The sequence below is a fragment of the Rhizobium sp. PP-F2F-G48 genome, assembly GCF_004342335.1.
Taxonomy (GTDB): Bacteria; Pseudomonadota; Alphaproteobacteria; order Rhizobiales; family Rhizobiaceae; genus Ferranicluibacter.
Genome location: NZ_SLVH01000001.1, coordinates 180,456 through 196,485, shown reverse-complemented (window position 1 = coordinate 196,485; position 16,030 = coordinate 180,456). Strand labels below are relative to the sequence as shown.

Below are 16,030 nucleotides of genomic sequence, written 5' to 3'. Positions count from 1 at the left end.
CACACGCGCCCATCCGCGCCGAGCGCATCCGGCTGTAATTCTTCAGGAAACACGCTTGGCGCGAGATGCGGCAAGCCGTTAACGCGCGTGAAACCAAGGCCAGCGACGCCACGAAATGTAACGACCGTTCACAGGGATTTGCCTGACGAATGAGGCAAAACCCTGTATGGTTGTGGGGAAACGCGATGGGCGCTGGGACGCCCGTCATCGCAGGGCGGAGAAGGAGCGCGGCAGGCGCTATGTTGCACGTGTTGGAGAGGGCGGCGGTCGAGGCTGGGCGGGCGGTCATCGACGTCTATAATGTCGGCGGCGATGTCCGTTACAAGGCGGATGCGTCGCCGGTCACGGATGCGGACGAAAGCGCGGAACGCATCATCCTGCGGCATCTCAAGGGTGCCTATCCGGACATTCCCGTGGTCGCGGAGGAAGCCGCGTCGGCAGGCCTCGTTCCCGATATCGACGGACGCGCCTTCTTCCTCGTCGATCCCTTGGACGGCACCAAGGAATTCGTCGGTCGCAATCACGATTTTACGGTCAACATCGCCCTCATCGAGGACGGCGCGCCGACTTTCGGCGTCGTCTATGCGCCCGCGCTCGGCATTCTCTACGCCGCGGAACGAAACCGGGCACGCAAATCCGTCGTCTCCGGCCAGACGGATATCGGCGCCCCCACCATCATCGGCTGTCGCCAGCGCGGCGACAGGATCGTGGCGCTGGCCAGCCGGTCGCACAACAGCGCGGAAACCATCGCCTATCTCGCGGAACACGGCGTCACCGATTACGAATCGGTCGGCTCCTCGCTGAAATTCTGCCTGCTCGCCGAAGGGCTCGCCGACATCTATCCGCGCCTTAGCCGCACGATGGAGTGGGACACGGCGGCCGGCGATGCCGTCCTGCGCGCAGCCGGCGGGGAAACCCTGACCATGGACGGCAATCCCCTTTTCTACGGCAAGCGCAACCAGGTCTACGACGTGGATTTCGCAAATCCCTACTTCGTCTCCCGCGGCCGGGGCTGACGCCGCCCACGCTCCGAGCATGCGCACCGCGTCTCACACCTTGGAACCGCGGGGAGAAAGAACGCCAAAAACCGTTTGGAATCAGCGCAAGCACCTCCCGATCCTCCCCGCGGCCGCGCGTCCGCGCACACTGGCGGCACCCCCGACAGGAGATGCCGATGAGCGAGACGACCCCCAACCTCGAAATGCCCTATATCCTGCCGTCGCAGGCCCAGAAGCACGTCACCCACAATGAGGCGCTGCAGCGGCTGGATGCCGTAACGCAGCTGGTGATAACGGCAAGGCTGTCGCACCCTCCGGCAAGCCCTGTCGAAGGCGCCTGCTACGAGGTCGCACCAACGCCAGCGCCAACGCCAGCATCGGCCGACGCCTGGACAGGACAGGCCGGGACGATCGCCGTGTGGCAGGATGCGGCCTGGACGTTCGTCACCCCCCGCCCCGGCTGGCGGGCCGTCTTTGCCGGCGACGCCCGCCTCCACATCCATGACGGCACCGGCTTCCGGCCCTATGATGCCGTTTCGGATCTGCAGAGGCTCGGCGTCAACGCAACGCCGGACGAGGTCAATCGCCTCGCCGTCTCGGGAGACGCGACCCTGCTCAGCCATGCCGGCCACGGCCACCAGCTCAAGATCAACAAGGCGACGACCGCCGACACCGCCAGCCTGCTCTTCCAGAGCGGCTGGTCCGGAAGGGCGGAAATGGGCTTGAGCGGAGCGGACACGTTCGCGATAAAGACCAGTGCCGACGGCACGGTCTGGCAGGAGGCTCTGCGCGTGGACGGAGCCGGTCGCGTCCAACTGCCGCAAAGGCCGATCGCCCGCGCGGCGACGGCGACCGGCACATCCACCCCGGCCGACGGCAGCGAAAGCGGATTTGCGACCCTGCCTGTGTCCCAGGGCGGCTTTGCGCTTGGCGCCTCGGTCGCAGGTGGCGGTCAAAGCCTCGTCGTGCCGGCAACCGGCATCTATCTCGTCATCCTGAAGGCGGAAGTGCAGCCGGCCGGCACGTTCTCCCTTGCGGTGAAGGCGGGCGCACAGACCATCGCGACACTGCGGGAGTTTTCGAGTGCCTCGTCCCGTCATTCGGCGACGGTTACCGCTCTTGCCGCCCTGACGGACGGCGACACGGTGCGGCTGGCCTATACGGGCAGCGCCACGATCACCTATGGCAGCGACCGGACGGAGGTGCTTATCGCGATGCTTTAGAGGTGGCTTCGGTGGAAGCCTCGCTCGCGCCATCCGCGCCGGACACGGACGCGAGCAACTGGCTCATCGATGTCTCGTTGAACGGCTTGGTGATGCGGGGCCGGTCACGGTGGCTGCCGGGAAACATCGCGCTTTCGCCATAGCCGCTGACGAAGCCGAACGGGGTGTCGCGGGCCACGAGAATATTGGCGAAGTCGAAGCTGGTCTCGCTGCCGAGATTGACGTCGAGAAGCGCGAAGTCGAAAGCGTGCTCCTCGACGAGCTGCCTGGCCTGGGTGACATTCGTGGCGATATCGACCGTCTCGACGCCCAGCGTCCGCAGGATATCCTCGGCCTCCATCGCGATGATGAAGTTGTCTTCCAGCACGAGAACGCGTTTGATTGACGAAAGTGTTTCCAAACGCAGCACCAAGATCCATTCGTTGCGAGGCAGTTCAGGCGTTGACAGGCTGTCGCCCTTGCCCAATCCACAAATATGATTCGACGTCCCCGAATTCAACAGTAAAGGCAAGTGCCGCCGGTCACATTTAAATAAGACATACCGTAAGCAGCCGGCTCCAGCCACCTATCGAAATCCCGCTCGAATGACTGGTCTTATAGCCGCAGCGAGACGTCTCTGAAACACCGGAACGTGACCGGCGTGTTTTCGAAAGTTCTTACGCTGGACTGGAACTTTTAACCCTTCAGGCGCATTCTGGTGAGTGGGAGCACATGGGAGGAAATCATGACGACCAGCGAGATTGAAAGACTGGAACAAGCGGCCAGAAGCGTGTTCGGCCACGATGAAGGCGATACGGTGATTGCCGAGGAAAAACAAAGTTTTGGCGAAAGAATTCGCGCCTTCATCCTGAAGCGTATTGCACCTCGTACTCCGTCGCTTCCGGGCGTCTGAACCGAGGCTTCGAAAAACCGTCAGATAAACGGCCGCCGGACGACCTCGATCCCGTCCCAGTCGGCCACGCGCATCAAGCCCTCGGCATCTAGGACATCGCAACCGCGATCCGCCCAGCGGATCAAATTGCGCTCCGCAAGTTTCTTCAGCGTCTTGTTCGTGTGAACGATTGAGAGCCCCAGAGTGTCGGCCACATGCTGCTGCGTCAGCGGGATCGACACGCGCTCCCCCTTGAACAGATTGGACGCATTCGCCCTCTGCGAGAGGAACGAGAGCAGATAGGCCGCGCGTTCCAGCGCCGTGCGGCGTCCGATGCTGAGTAGATGCTCGTCCAGGATCCGCTCCTCCTGCGAAGCGATCCAGGTCACGTCGAAGGCGAGATCCGGATGATTGCGGTAGACCTGACCGAGCCGTTCGCGCTCGAACACGCACAGCGTCAGGGCCGACAACGCTTCCACCGAATGCTTCATCTCCCCCATCAGGCTGCCCTGCAGACCGACGAGGTCGCCCGGCATGATGTAATTGAGAATCTGCCGTCGGCCGTCCCCCATCATCTTGTAGCGAAAGCCCCAGCCGGACAGCACCGTAAACAGGTGCGCGCTGTGGCTGCCCTCGACCAGCACGGTGGTTCCCGCATCGACCGAAAGTTCGCCCGTCTTGAAATGTGAGACGAACGCGAGTTCCTCGGGCTGAAATTCGCGGAACGTCGGCAAATGACGCAGGGGGCATTGGTCGCACGGCGTCTGCCGGCTATTGCGCGTTCTCGGGGGATACATTGGGACTCGAAGAGAGAGACGGATGGATGGCGGGAGAGGATGTCGGCTCGGAAAGACGGTCTGGCGCTGAAGGAACAGGAAAAGGCAGGCAGAAGCAAGAGGATGGACTTGAGCCTCCTCCTTACCTACTTTCGCGGGCGACACTATTAAATTTGCTAACCGCGCCGTCTTTAATAGCGGCGCAGATTTCGGACCGAACATGACACATGCCGCCTTCGCCGCCAACGCCGTCGCCGTCGTCACGGGAGCCGCCTCGGGCATCGGCCTTGCCGCGGCGCACCGTTTTGCCTCCCTCGGCATGAAGGTCGTCCTCGCCGACCGCAAAGGCGAGCGTCTGGCAGAGGCCGCCCGGGCCGTCGGCGAAACCTCTCCGAACGGCGCCGAAGGCGTGCTCGCCTGCGCAACGGACGTCTCCGAGCTGGAAGCGTTGGAAGCCCTGCAGGAAGAGGTGATCGAGCGATTCGGCAAGGTCCACGTGCTGATGAACAATGCCGGCATCCAGCCCGGCAGCGCGCTGTTCGGCCCGCTTGAAAACTGGGAGCGCGTGATGGCCGTCAATCTCGGCGGCGTCATCAACGGGACGCGCGTCTTCGGCCCCGCGATGATCGCGCATGGCGAACCCGGCCTCATCATCAATACCGGCTCCAAGCAGGGCATCACCACCCCGCCCGGAGACCCCGCCTACAATGTCGCGAAAGCCGCCGTCAAAGCCTTCTCCGAAGCGCTCGAACATGAGTTGCGCAACACGCCGGCGTGCCGCATCGCGGCGCATCTGCTCATCCCGGGCTTCGTCCATACCGGGCTCACCGCGAACGGGCGCACAGAGAAGCCGGAAGCGGCCTGGACGCCGGAGCAGACGGTGGACTTCATGATGGACAGCATCGCGCGCGGCGATTTCTACATTCTCTGCCCCGACAACGACGTCAGCCGTGAACTCGATGAAAAGCGCATTTTCTGGGCGGCCGGCGACATCGTCGAGAACCGCCCGCCCCTCTCCCGCTGGCATCCCGACCATGCCGAGGCGTTCCGCACCTATCTGACGCAAGACCGCGCGCGGCAGTAGGAGACCGACCATGACAGAGACCCCCACGGAACCCGGCCGCGAGGCCCCGCACGGCACCAGCGGCCTGCACCACATCACGCTCATTACCCGCAAGGTGCAGGCGAATGTCGATTTCTACGCCGGCTTCCTCGGCCTGCGCCTCGTCAAGCGCACCGCCGGCTTCGAGGACACGGCACAATTGCACCTCTTATATGGCGACAGCGCCGGTTCGCCCGGCTCTCTCGTAACCTTTCTCGTCTGGGAGGACGGCGGACCCGGCCGCGTCGGCGAAGGCCAGCCGAGCGAGATCGCCCTTGCCATCGCGCCGGCATCGATCGGCTTCTGGCTGCAGCGTGCGCTCCGCTACCTCGTGCCGGTATCCGGCCCGGCACCGGAATTCGGCGAACCCGTTCTGCGTCTGAAGGATCCGGACGGCGTCATCGTCAAGCTCGTGGGAACGACGGCGGTTCCGGGCGGACATCCGGCCTATACGCCCGGCATCCCGCCCGAAGACGCCATCCGCGCCCTGCGCGGCGCGACCATCCTCACGAGCCATGCCGCGGAAACATCCGCCTTCCTGCAGCGCCATACCGGGTTCCGGTCGAGCGAGCGGACCGAGACGATCGAGCGTCTGCGCTCGGATGCGGGCGACGTCATCGACGTGCGCGACGCCACCGGCTTCTGGACGTCCGCACCCGGCACCGGCACGATCGACCACATCGCGGTGCGGGCACCCGATCGCGCCGCCGTGAAGGCGTCGCGGGACCGCCTGGGCGCGGAGCATGCCGGCCCGACGCCGGTGCATGACCGCACCTATTTCTTCTCGCTCTACGTTCGCGAACCCGGCGGCAGCCTGATCGAGATCGCGACCGACGGGCCGGGAATGATGATCGACGAGGACGAAGCCACGCTCGGAACCCGGCTGTTCGTGCCGGGACAGACGAAAGACGGACCCGACGAGGACATCACCGTCCTCCTGCCGCAGTTCGGCCTTCCCGGCGAGGAGCGGTTTGCGGCGCGAGAGCTGCCGTTCATCCATCGCCTGCATCAGGCGGACGCGCCGGACGGCACCACGCTGTTCCTGCTGCACGGCAGCGGCGCCAACGAGTTGAGCCTCCTGCCGCTCGCCCGCAAGGCGGCGCCGCATGCGCTGCTGGTCGCCCTGCGCGGGCGCAGCCTCGAGGAAGGAGCACCGCGCTTCTACCGGCGGCTGGGCGAGATGACATTCGATCAGGCGGATATCGCCAGCGAGGCTGAAGCGCTCGCGGCCTTCGTCGAGGGTGCGGCGTCCGGCTACGGCATCGATCTCGCGCGCGCCGCGTTCCTCGGCTATTCCAACGGCGCCAACATGATCGCGGCGACGATGTTCCTGCAGCCGGGGCTCATCCGCCGCGCCATCCTTCTGCGCAGCATGATGCCGCTCGAAACGGTGCCGGCCGCAGACCTCTCCGGCAGCGACGTGCTCGTCGTCTCCGGCGCGACCGACAGCTTCGACGCCTATCGGCCGGCCCAGGTCAAGGCGTTGTCGGAGGCCGGCGCGCACACGACCGTGGTCACGCTTCCCGCCGGCCACGAACTGTCGCCGGACGACGCCGGCACGATCGCCGGCTGGTTGGACGGTCTTTCCGGACGGCCGGCGCCGTAGGCCAAGCGCGCCGACTTCGGTTATTTGCGGAAATCGATCTTGACCCGTGCGACGGGCAGGATCGTCTTCCACACCACGGCCGTGTTCGTCATGGTCTTGCCGTCGCGCGCGAAGGTCAGCGTATCGAAGAAGCGATAGAGGTCCTGCTTCGGGCCGGGATCGAGATCCACGAGATAGTTGAACCGCACCACATTGCCATCCACGCGCACCGTCGTGCCGCCGATGACGTCTTCGCGCGTCCCGCTATAGGTTGCAGGTCCGGTGCGCACGAAGTGCCAGGTCTTTCGCTCCTTGGCGCCGTCCGCATAACGGATGTCCTCGCGCAGGGTCAGCCCGGTCTTCGTCACCGTGCCGCGCAGCGCGATATCGAGCTCCCGCCGGGTACCGTTGATGGCGCGAAACGTGCCCTCGGCCTGCGTCTGACCCCGGAAAAACCGCTCCATCACGGTCTCGCGCAGGGGACCCGTGCGGCTCGGCGTCTGGGCAAAGGCCCCGCCCGATGCGGAGAGGAGCGCCGCTGCGAGGGTGGCGGCAAAAACGGTTGTCGATGCGATCGTCATGATCATCTCCATTCAGTTCTGGTGTCGATACGGATCTCCCGGCGGAACGGTTTCCTCCGCGTCGCAAAACATCGGGGAGGCTCGGGACCGTCCGGCGCCTTTTGCCCTTGGCTTCGGCTCCGGCTTCTGGAATTGTGCGACAAATCGCCCCACACGCACCCGGACCTGCTTCCGGCTCAAATCAGCCACCATTCTCCCCGAACGCTCCGTGCACAATATGTCTCGATGCTGATCCACGACCACCTCCCGACCGGCCGACCAGCACATACAGGAACGAACCCATGCCGAAATTCAACCCGCTGGTCGCCCGGCTGTCGCCACCGCCCATCCCCTCGGTCGCCGCCTGGGCTCAGGGCTATGATGGCGGGCTCGGCCCGCTGCTCGACCTCAGCCAGGCCGTGCCCGGCTATCCGCCGCACGCCGACATGCTGACATGGCTCGGCGAAGCCGCATCGTCCACGCAGGCAGCCGGCTATGGTCCGATCGAAGGGGAGATGCCGCTCCGCACCGCCTATGCGGCGCATGTCGCGGACCTCTATGGCGCGCCGCTGACGTCCCGCCATGTCCAGATCACCGCGGGCTGCAACCAGGCCTTCGTCGCGTCCGTGATCGCACTGGCCGAGGCCGGCGACACGATTCTGATGACCAACCCTTATTATTTCAACCATGAGACCACGCTGTCGATGCTCGGCATCAACGTCGATCTCGTGCCCTGCGATGCCGCCGGCCAGTTCGTGCCGGACATCGAGTCCATCGAGGCGTCGCTGCACCCGCGCGTGCGGGCGCTCGCGCTGGTCTCGCCGAACAACCCGACAGGTGCCGTCTATCCCGCGGATCGCCTTGCGGAGATTTTCGACCTCTGCCGCACCAAAGGCATCTGGTTGATCCTCGATGAGACCTATCGCGACTTCCTCGACGACATCGCCGCACCGCCACACGATATCTTCTCGCGGGAAGGCTGGCAGAGCCATTTCGTCAGCCTCTACAGCTTCTCGAAATCCTACTGCATTCCGGGCCACCGCCTCGGCGCCATCACCGGCGGCGTTCAGATGATCCAGCAGATCGCCAAGATCATGGACAACCTGCAGATCTGCGCGCCCCGCGCCGGCCAGATCGCCCTGGTGAAAGCCATCCCCTCCCTTGCCGAATGGCGCGCGGAGAACCGCCGCGAGATCGGTCGCCGAAGTGCGGCCATGCGGGCGGTGATGGAAGGCCTTCAGGGCTGGAAGATCGAATCGATCGGCGCCTATTTCGCCTATGTTCGCCACCCCTACCCCGACATCAGCGCCGAATTCGTCGCGGCCAAGCTTGCAGCCCTCGCCGGCGTCGTCTGCCTTCCGGGCGATTATTTCGGCGAGATCCAGGAAGGTTTCCTGCGGTTCGCCTTTGCCAATGCCGACGTCGAAACCATCGGCCTCCTGCGGCAGCGCCTCGAAACGTTCAAGCTGCCCGGCATCTGACGGCCGCCAAACGTGAAAACCGGACCGCGACGTGGTGCCGCAATCCGGTTTTCGAATGGTCAGACGGAAAGCGGGGCGCTCAGATGGCGCCGAAAACGCAGGCTCCGATAAACGCAAAGGCGGCGACCAGCGTCAGCGTGCGCAACACGGCATGGACGCCGGGCATGACCGCAGTCGATGCAGCCTCGGAGTAGCGGGCGTGGGAATACCGGGCTTGGGGTACGTGCAGGACCTGTTTCGACGTTCGCATCATATCCTCCAGAACTAGCGAGCCGTGTTCACATTTCGCAAAATCGACCGTGATCGGCTCTGCGTCTACATTCTTGGATTTCCACCGATTTCATAGACAATCTATTCCAAGTCCCGGTCGGTTTTTAAAAATTCCTACTTCTCCCGGGGACCCTCGCACCTGAAACGTCGGTCTGATCGCATGGTTCCTCCGTCTTCATTCTTTCTTCATGCCTGATCCAAAGCCAGGCCCAAACGCCGTTGCGCCCAGACCCCTGCGCCCAGTGCGCAGCCGGGTGGTTCACGATGTCCATGCGCGGACAGAGGCGGCAGGGCGCGGTGTTAGCATCAGGAAGAAGATGACTTTCGACCGGTCCTGCCTATATGCTTTCCCAAGGCGCGTGGAGCGACCGAAGCCGATCCGAGATGCGCCATGCAGAGTTCTCCCCCACCAGAGTCCATGCCAGATATCAAGTCAGTGACCAGCCCAGAGACCAGCCGGAACACAATCGAGACGCCCCCCGTTTCGGCCAGCCGATGGACGACCGGTGCGGTTTCCCGAAGCGAGATCGCAGGCCTTCTGGAAAGCCGGGACTGGAGCCGGACGCCGCTCGGTCCGCGCGAACGCTGGCCGGCCTCGCTGACCGGCCTCGTCCGCGTCGTCCTGTCCTCGCCGGTCGCCATGACGCTGCTTCTCGGCCGCGACGGCATCATGATCTACAATGCCGGCTATGCCACGATTGCCGCGGGGCGCCATCCCGGCTGCTTCGGCGTGTCGGCGCTGACCGCCTGGCCCGAGATCGCCGACTTCAACCGCACTATCATCGATGGCGTGCTGGGAGGCGCCTGCTTCTCCTATGCCGATCTGGACATGACGGTAAACCGAAATGGCGCCGACGAGCACGTCTGGTTCGACCTCGACTATAGTCCCGTGTTCGACGATAACGGCGAGATCATCGGCGCACTGGCGGTCGTGGTGGAAACCACGAAGACGGTTGAGGCGGAACTGGCACTGTCGCGCAACCGCGAAAAGCTGTCGCTCGCCCTGCAGGCGTCCGGCGTGGTCGGCATCTGGGACTGGGATGTCGTCGCCGACCGTGTCTACTCCGACGACAAGTTCGCCTCTCTCTATAACGTCGATCCCAAGGCCGCGGCGACGGAGGGGGTGCCGATTTCCGGCTTCACCGCCTCCATCCATCCCGACGATGCCGAGCGTGTGGGCGAGGTCATGCAGTCCGTCATGGCGAGCGGGGAAAAATTCTCGATCGAATACAGGCTGGTGCAATCGGACGGATCGGTGCGCTGGGTCGTTGCCGAGGGGCAGCCGCTTCTCGAAAACGGCGTCTGCATCCGGTTTCCCGGGATCGCCGTCGATATCACGGCGCAGAAGGAAGTGGCCGAGGCCTATGCGCAGTCGGAGGCCGGGTTCCGCACACTGGCCGATACGATGCCGCAAATGGTATGGGCGACGCAGCCGGACGGTTTTCACAACTATTACAATGCCCGCTGGTACGAGTTCACGGGCGTGCAGCCGGGTTCAACCGACGGCGAAGGCTGGAACGGCCTTTTCCACGCGGACGACCAGGACCGCGCCTGGGCGCTCTGGCGCCACAGCCTGGAAACCGGCGAGCCCTACCAGATCGAATATCGCCTCCGTCACCGCAGCGGCGCCTATCGCTGGGTGCTGGGACGCGCCCTTCCGACGCGCGATGCCGAAGGCCGGATCACCCGCTGGTACGGAACCTGCACCGACATTCACGATGCCAAGATGGCGCAGGCGGAACGTGAAGTGGTCGCGCATGAGCTGAGCCACCGGATAAAGAACATCTTCTCGGTGCTGAGCGGCATCATCAGCCTGTCCGCCCGCTCCGAGCCGCAGGCCCGCAACTTTGCCGAGCTGCTGCGCAAGCGCATCGACGCCATGGGCCGCGCGCATGATTTCGTGCGCCCGCACAGCGAGATGTCGCGCCCGACCATGCCGGATACGACCCTGTTCAACCTGCTGACACGGCTGCTGGAACCCTATTGGGGCGAAGCGGGAACGGGCGCGATCACGCTGTCGGGCGACGACACCGTCATTGCCGACAGCGCGGCCACGCCCGTGGCGCTGCTGCTGCACGAACTCGGCACGAATTCGGCGAAATACGGCGCCCTGTCCGCGGCCGACGGCCGCGTCGAGATCACCGGGCGGATCGACGGCGAGACCTATCACCTGACGTGGAAGGAAAAGGTCCCGGGCGTTGTGATAACAGCCCCGGCGCGGAACGGTTTCGGCTCACGCTTGATGACGATCAGCACGGAAGGCCAGCTCGAAGGTCAGCTCGAACGCATCTGGGAACCGGATGGCCTGCGGCTCGAAGCAGCGATCCCCTTGAGAGCCCTGAGCCGCAGCGGGCACCTCGGGCGCCTCTCCTGAAATGGCATCTCTTGCTTGAAACAGCAGGTCTTGGCTCAGGCGAACACGCGAAGCCGGGGCGGCGCTGTCGCCTCGCGCGCTTCCCGCAGCGCGACGGTGTAGCGAACGGCAGCCTTCAGCTCCTCCTCGGCCACAGGCTTCGGCAGCACGCCAACGGCACCCGGAAAGGCGTCGCCCACCTGCGACGGATTGGCCGTCATGAACAGCACGGTCATGCCGTGACGTTCGGCCAGAAGACGGCCGATGTCACGGCCGGTGGCGCCATCGCGCAGGTTCAGATCGACGAGCGCGACATCGGCAAGCGGCCCAAGCTTGATCGCCGATGCGGTATCGGCCGCGATCCCGACGGGACGGTAGCCGAGTTCCTCGACAACATATTCGATCTCGGTCGCAACGAAAATCTCGTCTTCGACCACCATGATATTGCAACTCATGACGACACTTCCACCTCAGACATCGAAACGGCCGTTCCGCAGATCGCACCGGAAACAAGGCACGACCGCCCCGGGAACAGGACCATGACGCGGGCATAATGCGGAACGACGAAAAAAGTTCCCGCGGCATCGCGCATCGGCTTCAGCAAGATCGGGCGTGCTGCAAAAACACGTCACAACGGCCTTTTTTTCGCAGACCTCCTGTGGTGTAACCCGCGCAACGCGATCGACCGGGAAAGGTGGCGCATGCCCCTCGTCAATGACATGCCGGTTTTAAAGCGGTGGAAACGCCGGCTGCGCAAGCTGCGCAACCGATGGGCACGCCGGGCCTTTGCCACGCGCTACGGTCGGGAACTCCTGATCCAGTGCATCAGTCCGCGCGTGCTCTCCATGACCGCCGATTGCGGCGATCACGTCATGACCTTCTCGCCGCACGACTATATCGGCCGCAAGGTCTACCGGAAGGGCCAGTTCGAGCGCGACCACGTCGTCCGCCTGCTCACCGTCCTGCGGGAGCGTCGGATAAGCCTGTCGGGAGCCCTCCTGGAAGTCGGCGGCAATATCGGCACGCAGACGATCTACTTCGCGCTTGGCAGCGACATTCCGCGCATCGTGACGGTCGAGGCGGACCCGCGAAACTACGCGCTCCTCACCCAGAACATTCGCCAGAACCGTTTGGAGGATCGGATCACCGCCGTTGCCTGCGCTGCGGGCGAAACCATGGGCACGATCGACTTTTTCCAGCATCCCGACAATCACGGCAAGAGCAGCACCACGCGGCAGAGCCCGCGCGACCGGCAGATCAGCGTGCCCGTGCGCCCGGTCATGGACATCCTTGCCGGTGAGAACATCGCGGCCGACGGCGTATCGCTGATCTTCATGGATATCGAAGGATACGAGCCGGTCGCCGCCCGCTCGATGATCCCGCTTCTGGAACGCCGGACGCCGTTCTATCTCGAATTCTCGCCGGTCTTCTACGGCCACGCCGAGGCACGCGCTTTCGCAGAGTGGCTCGGCACATTCTATTCGCGCTGCATGGTCTTCACCGAAGACGCGATGACGGAGATGGCGCTCGCCGACATTCCGCTCGACCAAGACCAGTTCGACCTGCTGCTTCTGCCCGACAGCGCCTAGCGGCGCCGGTAGAGATAATAGCGCTTCGGATCGATTCCCTCCGGCACCGGCAGCGGGACCAGATCGCCATGCGCGAGCGGCAGGCCGCTGGCGACGATCCCGCCGGAGGCGAGCGCATCGGCAAGCGCTGGCGGCAACCAGCGTTTCGTCTCCGCATCCACCTCGGGATAGGCCGTGCCGATATCGGCATGGGCAAAGGCCGCGCCGATGCCGGCCACGGTCTTCAGCGTCTCCGAAATTTCACCGAGCACGAGGTCGCCTTCGTCCGGCGTCGATCTGGGGTGTGACCCGACGGCGCGATCGAAGGCGATGATCCGGCGATCGGGAAAGATCTCTCGGATATGATCATAGGTCCGACCGTTTCCAAGCCCGATTTCCAACACCGCGCCATCACCCGGAAGCGCCATGTCATCCCGGACATGGTTGAGGATGGCGCGCTGCGCCAGCAGGCGGGCGATGAAGCTGTCGAGACGACTCATGCAGGCAGTTTCCGGTGATCGGGAGGCCCTCTATAGGGTCCCGACCCCATCGCAGGCAACAGGCCGACCCTTTCGCGCGGAGAACGGCCCGCCACAACCGGTCCGCCCACGCAAAAGTCATCCGGCCCGGCCCTTCCGCAAGCTTCCGGCTGTGCTACCTTGCCTCCATGGCACAGGTGCAGAGCGATCTTTTCTTTTCCACACTGCCCGTTTTCACGGCGTTCGAGGGCGTGGCGGATGCGCAGAACTATCGCCCGCTGCCGATCGACTGGTGGATCGCCAGCGCCGACATCGTCGATTCCACCGGCGCCATCGAGGCCGGACGCTACAAGGCCGTGAACATGGCCGGCGCCAGCGTCATCTCATCGGTCCTGAATGCGGTCGGCCATTTCGACCTTCCCTTCGTCTTCGGCGGCGATGGCGCGCTGGTGGCCCTGCCGCCCTCGGCGCTGGTGGCGGCCACATCCGCCCTTGCCTCGGTGCAACTCTACACCCGTGAGGAACTCGATCTCGACCTGCGGGCAGCCCTCATCCCCGTCTCCGACATCCGGCTCGCCGGCTTCGATGTTCGGGTCGCACGGTTTCAGGTCAGCACCGACGTGTCCTATGCCATGTTCGCCGGCGGCGGCGGCGCCTGGGCGGAAACGGAAATGAAGGCCGGGCGCTATCTCGTCGCGCCGGCGCCTGCGGGCGCCCGCCCCGATCTCACTGGGCTGTCCTGTCGCTGGAACCCCATCGCTTCCCGTCATGGCGCCATCGTCTCGATCATCGCCGTGCCCTGTCCCGGCAAGGAGGCCGGCCCCTTCGCCCGGCTGGTCGCCGATATCGTCGCGCTTGCCGCGGGCGAGGAGCGCGAGGGCCATCCGGTGCCGGCCGAGGGGCCGACGATCGGCCTCTCCCGCGAAGGGTTGGAAACCGAAGTGCGAACGGTGGAAACGCAGAGCCGCCTGCGCAAGCGCGGCCGCGTTCTCCTCGAGGCGGCACTGACCTATGGTCTGGCGCGCCTCGGACTGACGCTCGGCCGCTTCGATCCAAAAATCTACCGCCAGGACGTCGCCAGCAATTCGGACTTTCGCAAGTTCGACGATGGTCTGAAAATGACGATCGACATCGATTCAGGGCGGCTTGCCAGCATCGAGGCCCGGCTGGAGCGCGCCGCGGCGGACGGCGTCTGCCGCTATGGGCTGCATCGCCAGGACGAGGCGCTGATGACCTGCATCGTCCCCACGGCGCTCAGCCGCGATCATATGCACTTCATCGATGGCGCCAATGGCGGCTATGCCATGGCGGCAAGCCACCTGAAGGCACCGATGCAGGCAGCGCCCGCAGCCTGAGCGACCAGGCCTTTACGATCAGGCCTTTTCGATCAGGCTTTGATGATCAGGCCACCCGCAATGCCGCGGCGGGCAAAGACGTTGCGGGTATCGATGACGAGCGGCGCCTGCCGCGCGACCAGCGCATAATCTACATCGTCGTGATCCGTGGCGACCAGCACGGCATCGAAATCGGCAAGTTCGCTCAGCGGCACGGAGCGCCGGCCCTTCAGCGCGAGATATTCGCGTGTCTTCGGGATCTCGTCCACATGCGGATCATGGAAGGCGGCACGCCCGCCGCGCTCCTCGATCAGCTCGATCAGTTTGAGCGACGGACTTTCGCGGATGTCAGGCACGTTCTTCTTGTAGGCAAGGCCAAGCACCAGAACGCGCGAGCGGCTGAGCGCCTTGCCGAGATGGACGTCCAGCGCCTCGGCCAGCCGACCGACGATGTGCTTGGGCATGGCCGAATTGATCTCGCCCGCGAGTTCGATGAACCGGGTCGGCATTTCATATTCGCGAGATTTCCAGGTCAGATAGAACGGGTCGATCGGGATGCAGTGCCCGCCGAGGCCGGGCCCCGGATAGAACGGCATATAGCCGAAAGGCTTGGTCTTCGCTGCGTCGATCACCTCCCAGACGTCGATGCCCATGGCCTCGAACACGGTTTTCAACTCGTTGACGAGCGCGATATTGACGGCGCGAAAGATATTCTCCGTCAGCTTCACCGCCTCGGCCGTCGCGGTCGTCGAAACGGGCACGACACGCTCCACCACGGCCGAATAGAAGGCTTCCATCACCTCGGCCGCCGCATCGCCGTCGCCGGCAACGATCTTCGGAATGCTGGTGGTCGAGAAATCGCGATTGCCGGGATCTTCCCGCTCGGGCGAAAAGCCGAGGAACACCTCGCCCCCGATATCGAGCCCGGTGGCCGCCAGGATCGGCCGCACGACATCCGTCGTCGTGCCGGGATAGGTGGTGGATTCCAGCACCACGAGTTGCCCCGGCCGCAGCCGCCGGGCAATGTCCTCACAGGTCTTGACGATATAGGTCAGGTCGGGATCGCGGTGCCGCGTCAGCGGCGTCGGCACGCAGATGACGATGACGTCGCAGGCCGCCAGACCGTCGAAATCGACGGTTGCGGAAAACCGGCCGGCGTCCCGTTCCGCCGCAAGCACCGCGTCGCCGACCGCCTCGATATAGGACCGGCCCGCCTCGATGGCGACGATCTTGCCGGGATCGATGTCGAAACCCGTCACGGTGAAACCCTTTCGGGCAATGGCGATCGCCAGCGGCAGGCCGACATAGCCGAGACCGATGACGCCCGCATGCGCCGTGCGATCGGCGATCCGCGACAAAAGGACCGCGTGGGGGGACATGCTCATCGGTTGCCTTGCCGGTTGGGACGTGCCGCGCACGCCGGAGCCATG

16 protein-coding genes are annotated in these 16,030 nt (G+C 64.6%); 9 read left to right on the top strand and 7 right to left on the bottom strand.

The annotated features are described in order from the left end of the window. Nucleotides 1–239 precede the first annotated feature (239 nt). Nucleotides 240–1,016: a 3'(2'),5'-bisphosphate nucleotidase CysQ gene (gene cysQ / locus C8J36_RS00880; protein WP_132531624.1), complete on the top strand. Its 777-nt coding sequence runs from the start codon at nucleotides 240–242 to the stop codon at nucleotides 1,014–1,016. A gap of 158 nt (nucleotides 1,017–1,174) precedes the next feature. Further along, on the top strand, nucleotides 1,175–2,221 hold the full coding sequence (locus C8J36_RS00875) for a DUF2793 domain-containing protein (protein WP_132531621.1): 1,047 nt from the start codon (nucleotides 1,175–1,177) through the stop codon (nucleotides 2,219–2,221). On the opposite strand, the gene C8J36_RS00870 is transcribed toward C8J36_RS00875, so the two are convergent. After that, the gene (locus tag C8J36_RS00870; RefSeq protein ID WP_281029215.1) at nucleotides 2,205–2,630 is read right to left on the bottom strand and encodes a response regulator; all 426 of its coding nucleotides are present in this window, start codon (nucleotides 2,628–2,630) and stop codon (nucleotides 2,205–2,207) included. The two genes, C8J36_RS00875 and C8J36_RS00870, sit on opposite strands and share 17 nt — an antisense overlap. A 315-nt stretch (nucleotides 2,631–2,945) precedes the next feature. Between C8J36_RS00870 and C8J36_RS24720 the strand changes: the two genes are divergently transcribed. Then, a complete protein-coding gene (locus tag C8J36_RS24720; RefSeq protein ID WP_165914915.1) occupies nucleotides 2,946–3,113 on the top strand; it encodes a hypothetical protein in 168 nt (55 codons plus the stop codon). A gap of 20 nt (nucleotides 3,114–3,133) precedes the next feature. Here C8J36_RS24720 and C8J36_RS00865 read toward each other — a convergent pair whose 3' ends face one another. Next, the gene (locus C8J36_RS00865; RefSeq protein ID WP_132531618.1) at nucleotides 3,134–3,889 is read right to left on the bottom strand and encodes a Crp/Fnr family transcriptional regulator; all 756 of its coding nucleotides are present in this window, start codon (nucleotides 3,887–3,889) and stop codon (nucleotides 3,134–3,136) included. A 199-nt stretch (nucleotides 3,890–4,088) separates the two neighbouring features. On the opposite strand from C8J36_RS00865, the gene C8J36_RS00860 reads away from it, so the two are divergent. Then, the gene (locus C8J36_RS00860) at nucleotides 4,089–4,952 is read left to right on the top strand and encodes an SDR family NAD(P)-dependent oxidoreductase (RefSeq protein WP_132531615.1); all 864 of its coding nucleotides are present in this window, start codon (nucleotides 4,089–4,091) and stop codon (nucleotides 4,950–4,952) included. Between the two features lie 10 nt (nucleotides 4,953–4,962). Continuing rightward, nucleotides 4,963–6,576 carry a VOC family protein gene (locus C8J36_RS00855; RefSeq protein WP_132531612.1) on the top strand — a complete coding sequence of 538 codons (1,614 nt, stop codon included), beginning with the start codon at nucleotides 4,963–4,965 and terminating at the stop codon, nucleotides 6,574–6,576. Between the two features lie 20 nt (nucleotides 6,577–6,596). On the opposite strand, the gene C8J36_RS00850 is transcribed toward C8J36_RS00855, so the two are convergent. Continuing rightward, nucleotides 6,597–7,136: a DUF3833 family protein gene (locus C8J36_RS00850; protein ID WP_165914914.1), complete on the bottom strand. Its 540-nt coding sequence runs from the start codon at nucleotides 7,134–7,136 to the stop codon at nucleotides 6,597–6,599. A gap of 281 nt (nucleotides 7,137–7,417) precedes the next feature. Here C8J36_RS00850 and C8J36_RS00845 point away from each other — a divergent pair, with 281 nt between their 5' ends. Continuing rightward, complete coding sequence (locus tag C8J36_RS00845) at nucleotides 7,418–8,596, top strand: aminotransferase (RefSeq protein WP_132531606.1); 1,179 nt, start codon at nucleotides 7,418–7,420, stop codon at nucleotides 8,594–8,596. A gap of 79 nt (nucleotides 8,597–8,675) precedes the next feature. Here C8J36_RS00845 and C8J36_RS24715 read toward each other — a convergent pair whose 3' ends face one another. After that, nucleotides 8,676–8,846 carry a hypothetical protein gene (locus tag C8J36_RS24715; RefSeq protein WP_165914913.1) on the bottom strand — a complete coding sequence of 57 codons (171 nt, stop codon included), beginning with the start codon at nucleotides 8,844–8,846 and terminating at the stop codon, nucleotides 8,676–8,678. A gap of 456 nt (nucleotides 8,847–9,302) precedes the next feature. Between C8J36_RS24715 and C8J36_RS00840 the strand changes: the two genes are divergently transcribed. Continuing rightward, entirely contained in the window at nucleotides 9,303–11,240 is a 1,938-nt protein-coding gene (locus C8J36_RS00840; RefSeq protein WP_165914912.1) for a PAS domain-containing protein, read from the top strand. Between the two features lie 35 nt (nucleotides 11,241–11,275). Here C8J36_RS00840 and C8J36_RS00835 read toward each other — a convergent pair whose 3' ends face one another. Continuing rightward, the gene (locus C8J36_RS00835) at nucleotides 11,276–11,674 is read right to left on the bottom strand and encodes a response regulator (protein ID WP_132531600.1); all 399 of its coding nucleotides are present in this window, start codon (nucleotides 11,672–11,674) and stop codon (nucleotides 11,276–11,278) included. 246 nt (nucleotides 11,675–11,920) lie between these two features. Here C8J36_RS00835 and C8J36_RS00830 point away from each other — a divergent pair, with 246 nt between their 5' ends. Then, nucleotides 11,921–12,808, top strand: a complete 888-nt coding sequence (locus C8J36_RS00830; RefSeq protein ID WP_245506415.1) for an FkbM family methyltransferase — start codon at nucleotides 11,921–11,923, stop codon at nucleotides 12,806–12,808. Here the strand turns inward: C8J36_RS00830 and C8J36_RS00825 are convergent. Continuing rightward, entirely contained in the window at nucleotides 12,805–13,287 is a 483-nt protein-coding gene (locus C8J36_RS00825; protein WP_132531597.1) for a class I SAM-dependent methyltransferase, read from the bottom strand. The two genes, C8J36_RS00830 and C8J36_RS00825, sit on opposite strands and share 4 nt — an antisense overlap. A gap of 167 nt (nucleotides 13,288–13,454) precedes the next feature. On the opposite strand from C8J36_RS00825, the gene C8J36_RS00820 reads away from it, so the two are divergent. Continuing rightward, on the top strand, nucleotides 13,455–14,621 hold the full coding sequence (locus C8J36_RS00820; protein WP_132531594.1) for a DUF3095 domain-containing protein: 1,167 nt from the start codon (nucleotides 13,455–13,457) through the stop codon (nucleotides 14,619–14,621). Between the two features lie 32 nt (nucleotides 14,622–14,653). On the opposite strand, the gene C8J36_RS00815 is transcribed toward C8J36_RS00820, so the two are convergent. Next, on the bottom strand, nucleotides 14,654–15,985 hold the full coding sequence (locus C8J36_RS00815) for a nucleotide sugar dehydrogenase (RefSeq protein WP_132531591.1): 1,332 nt from the start codon (nucleotides 15,983–15,985) through the stop codon (nucleotides 14,654–14,656). Nucleotides 15,986–16,030 lie beyond the last annotated feature (45 nt).

Excerpts from the sequence above, each read along its gene's own strand:
- cysQ (WP_132531624.1), top strand. The coding sequence starts at position 240 with ATGTTGCACGTGTTGGAGAGGGCGGCGGTCGAGGCTGGGCGGGCGGTC.
- C8J36_RS00875 (WP_132531621.1), top strand. The coding sequence starts at position 1,175 with ATGAGCGAGACGACCCCCAACCTCGAAATGCCCTATATCCTGCCGTCG.
- C8J36_RS24720 (WP_165914915.1), top strand. The coding sequence starts at position 2,946 with ATGACGACCAGCGAGATTGAAAGACTGGAACAAGCGGCCAGAAGCGTG.
- C8J36_RS00865 (WP_132531618.1), bottom strand. The coding sequence starts at position 3,889 with ATGTATCCCCCGAGAACGCGCAATAGCCGGCAGACGCCGTGCGACCAA.
- C8J36_RS00860 (WP_132531615.1), top strand. The coding sequence starts at position 4,089 with ATGACACATGCCGCCTTCGCCGCCAACGCCGTCGCCGTCGTCACGGGA.
- C8J36_RS00855 (WP_132531612.1), top strand. The coding sequence starts at position 4,963 with ATGACAGAGACCCCCACGGAACCCGGCCGCGAGGCCCCGCACGGCACC.
- C8J36_RS00850 (WP_165914914.1), bottom strand. The coding sequence starts at position 7,136 with ATGACGATCGCATCGACAACCGTTTTTGCCGCCACCCTCGCAGCGGCG.
- C8J36_RS00845 (WP_132531606.1), top strand. The coding sequence starts at position 7,418 with ATGCCGAAATTCAACCCGCTGGTCGCCCGGCTGTCGCCACCGCCCATC.
- C8J36_RS24715 (WP_165914913.1), bottom strand. The coding sequence starts at position 8,846 with ATGCGAACGTCGAAACAGGTCCTGCACGTACCCCAAGCCCGGTATTCC.
- C8J36_RS00835 (WP_132531600.1), bottom strand. The coding sequence starts at position 11,674 with ATGAGTTGCAATATCATGGTGGTCGAAGACGAGATTTTCGTTGCGACC.
- C8J36_RS00830 (WP_245506415.1), top strand. The coding sequence starts at position 11,921 with ATGCCCCTCGTCAATGACATGCCGGTTTTAAAGCGGTGGAAACGCCGG.
- C8J36_RS00825 (WP_132531597.1), bottom strand. The coding sequence starts at position 13,287 with ATGAGTCGTCTCGACAGCTTCATCGCCCGCCTGCTGGCGCAGCGCGCC.
- C8J36_RS00820 (WP_132531594.1), top strand. The coding sequence starts at position 13,455 with ATGGCACAGGTGCAGAGCGATCTTTTCTTTTCCACACTGCCCGTTTTC.
- C8J36_RS00815 (WP_132531591.1), bottom strand. The coding sequence starts at position 15,985 with ATGAGCATGTCCCCCCACGCGGTCCTTTTGTCGCGGATCGCCGATCGC.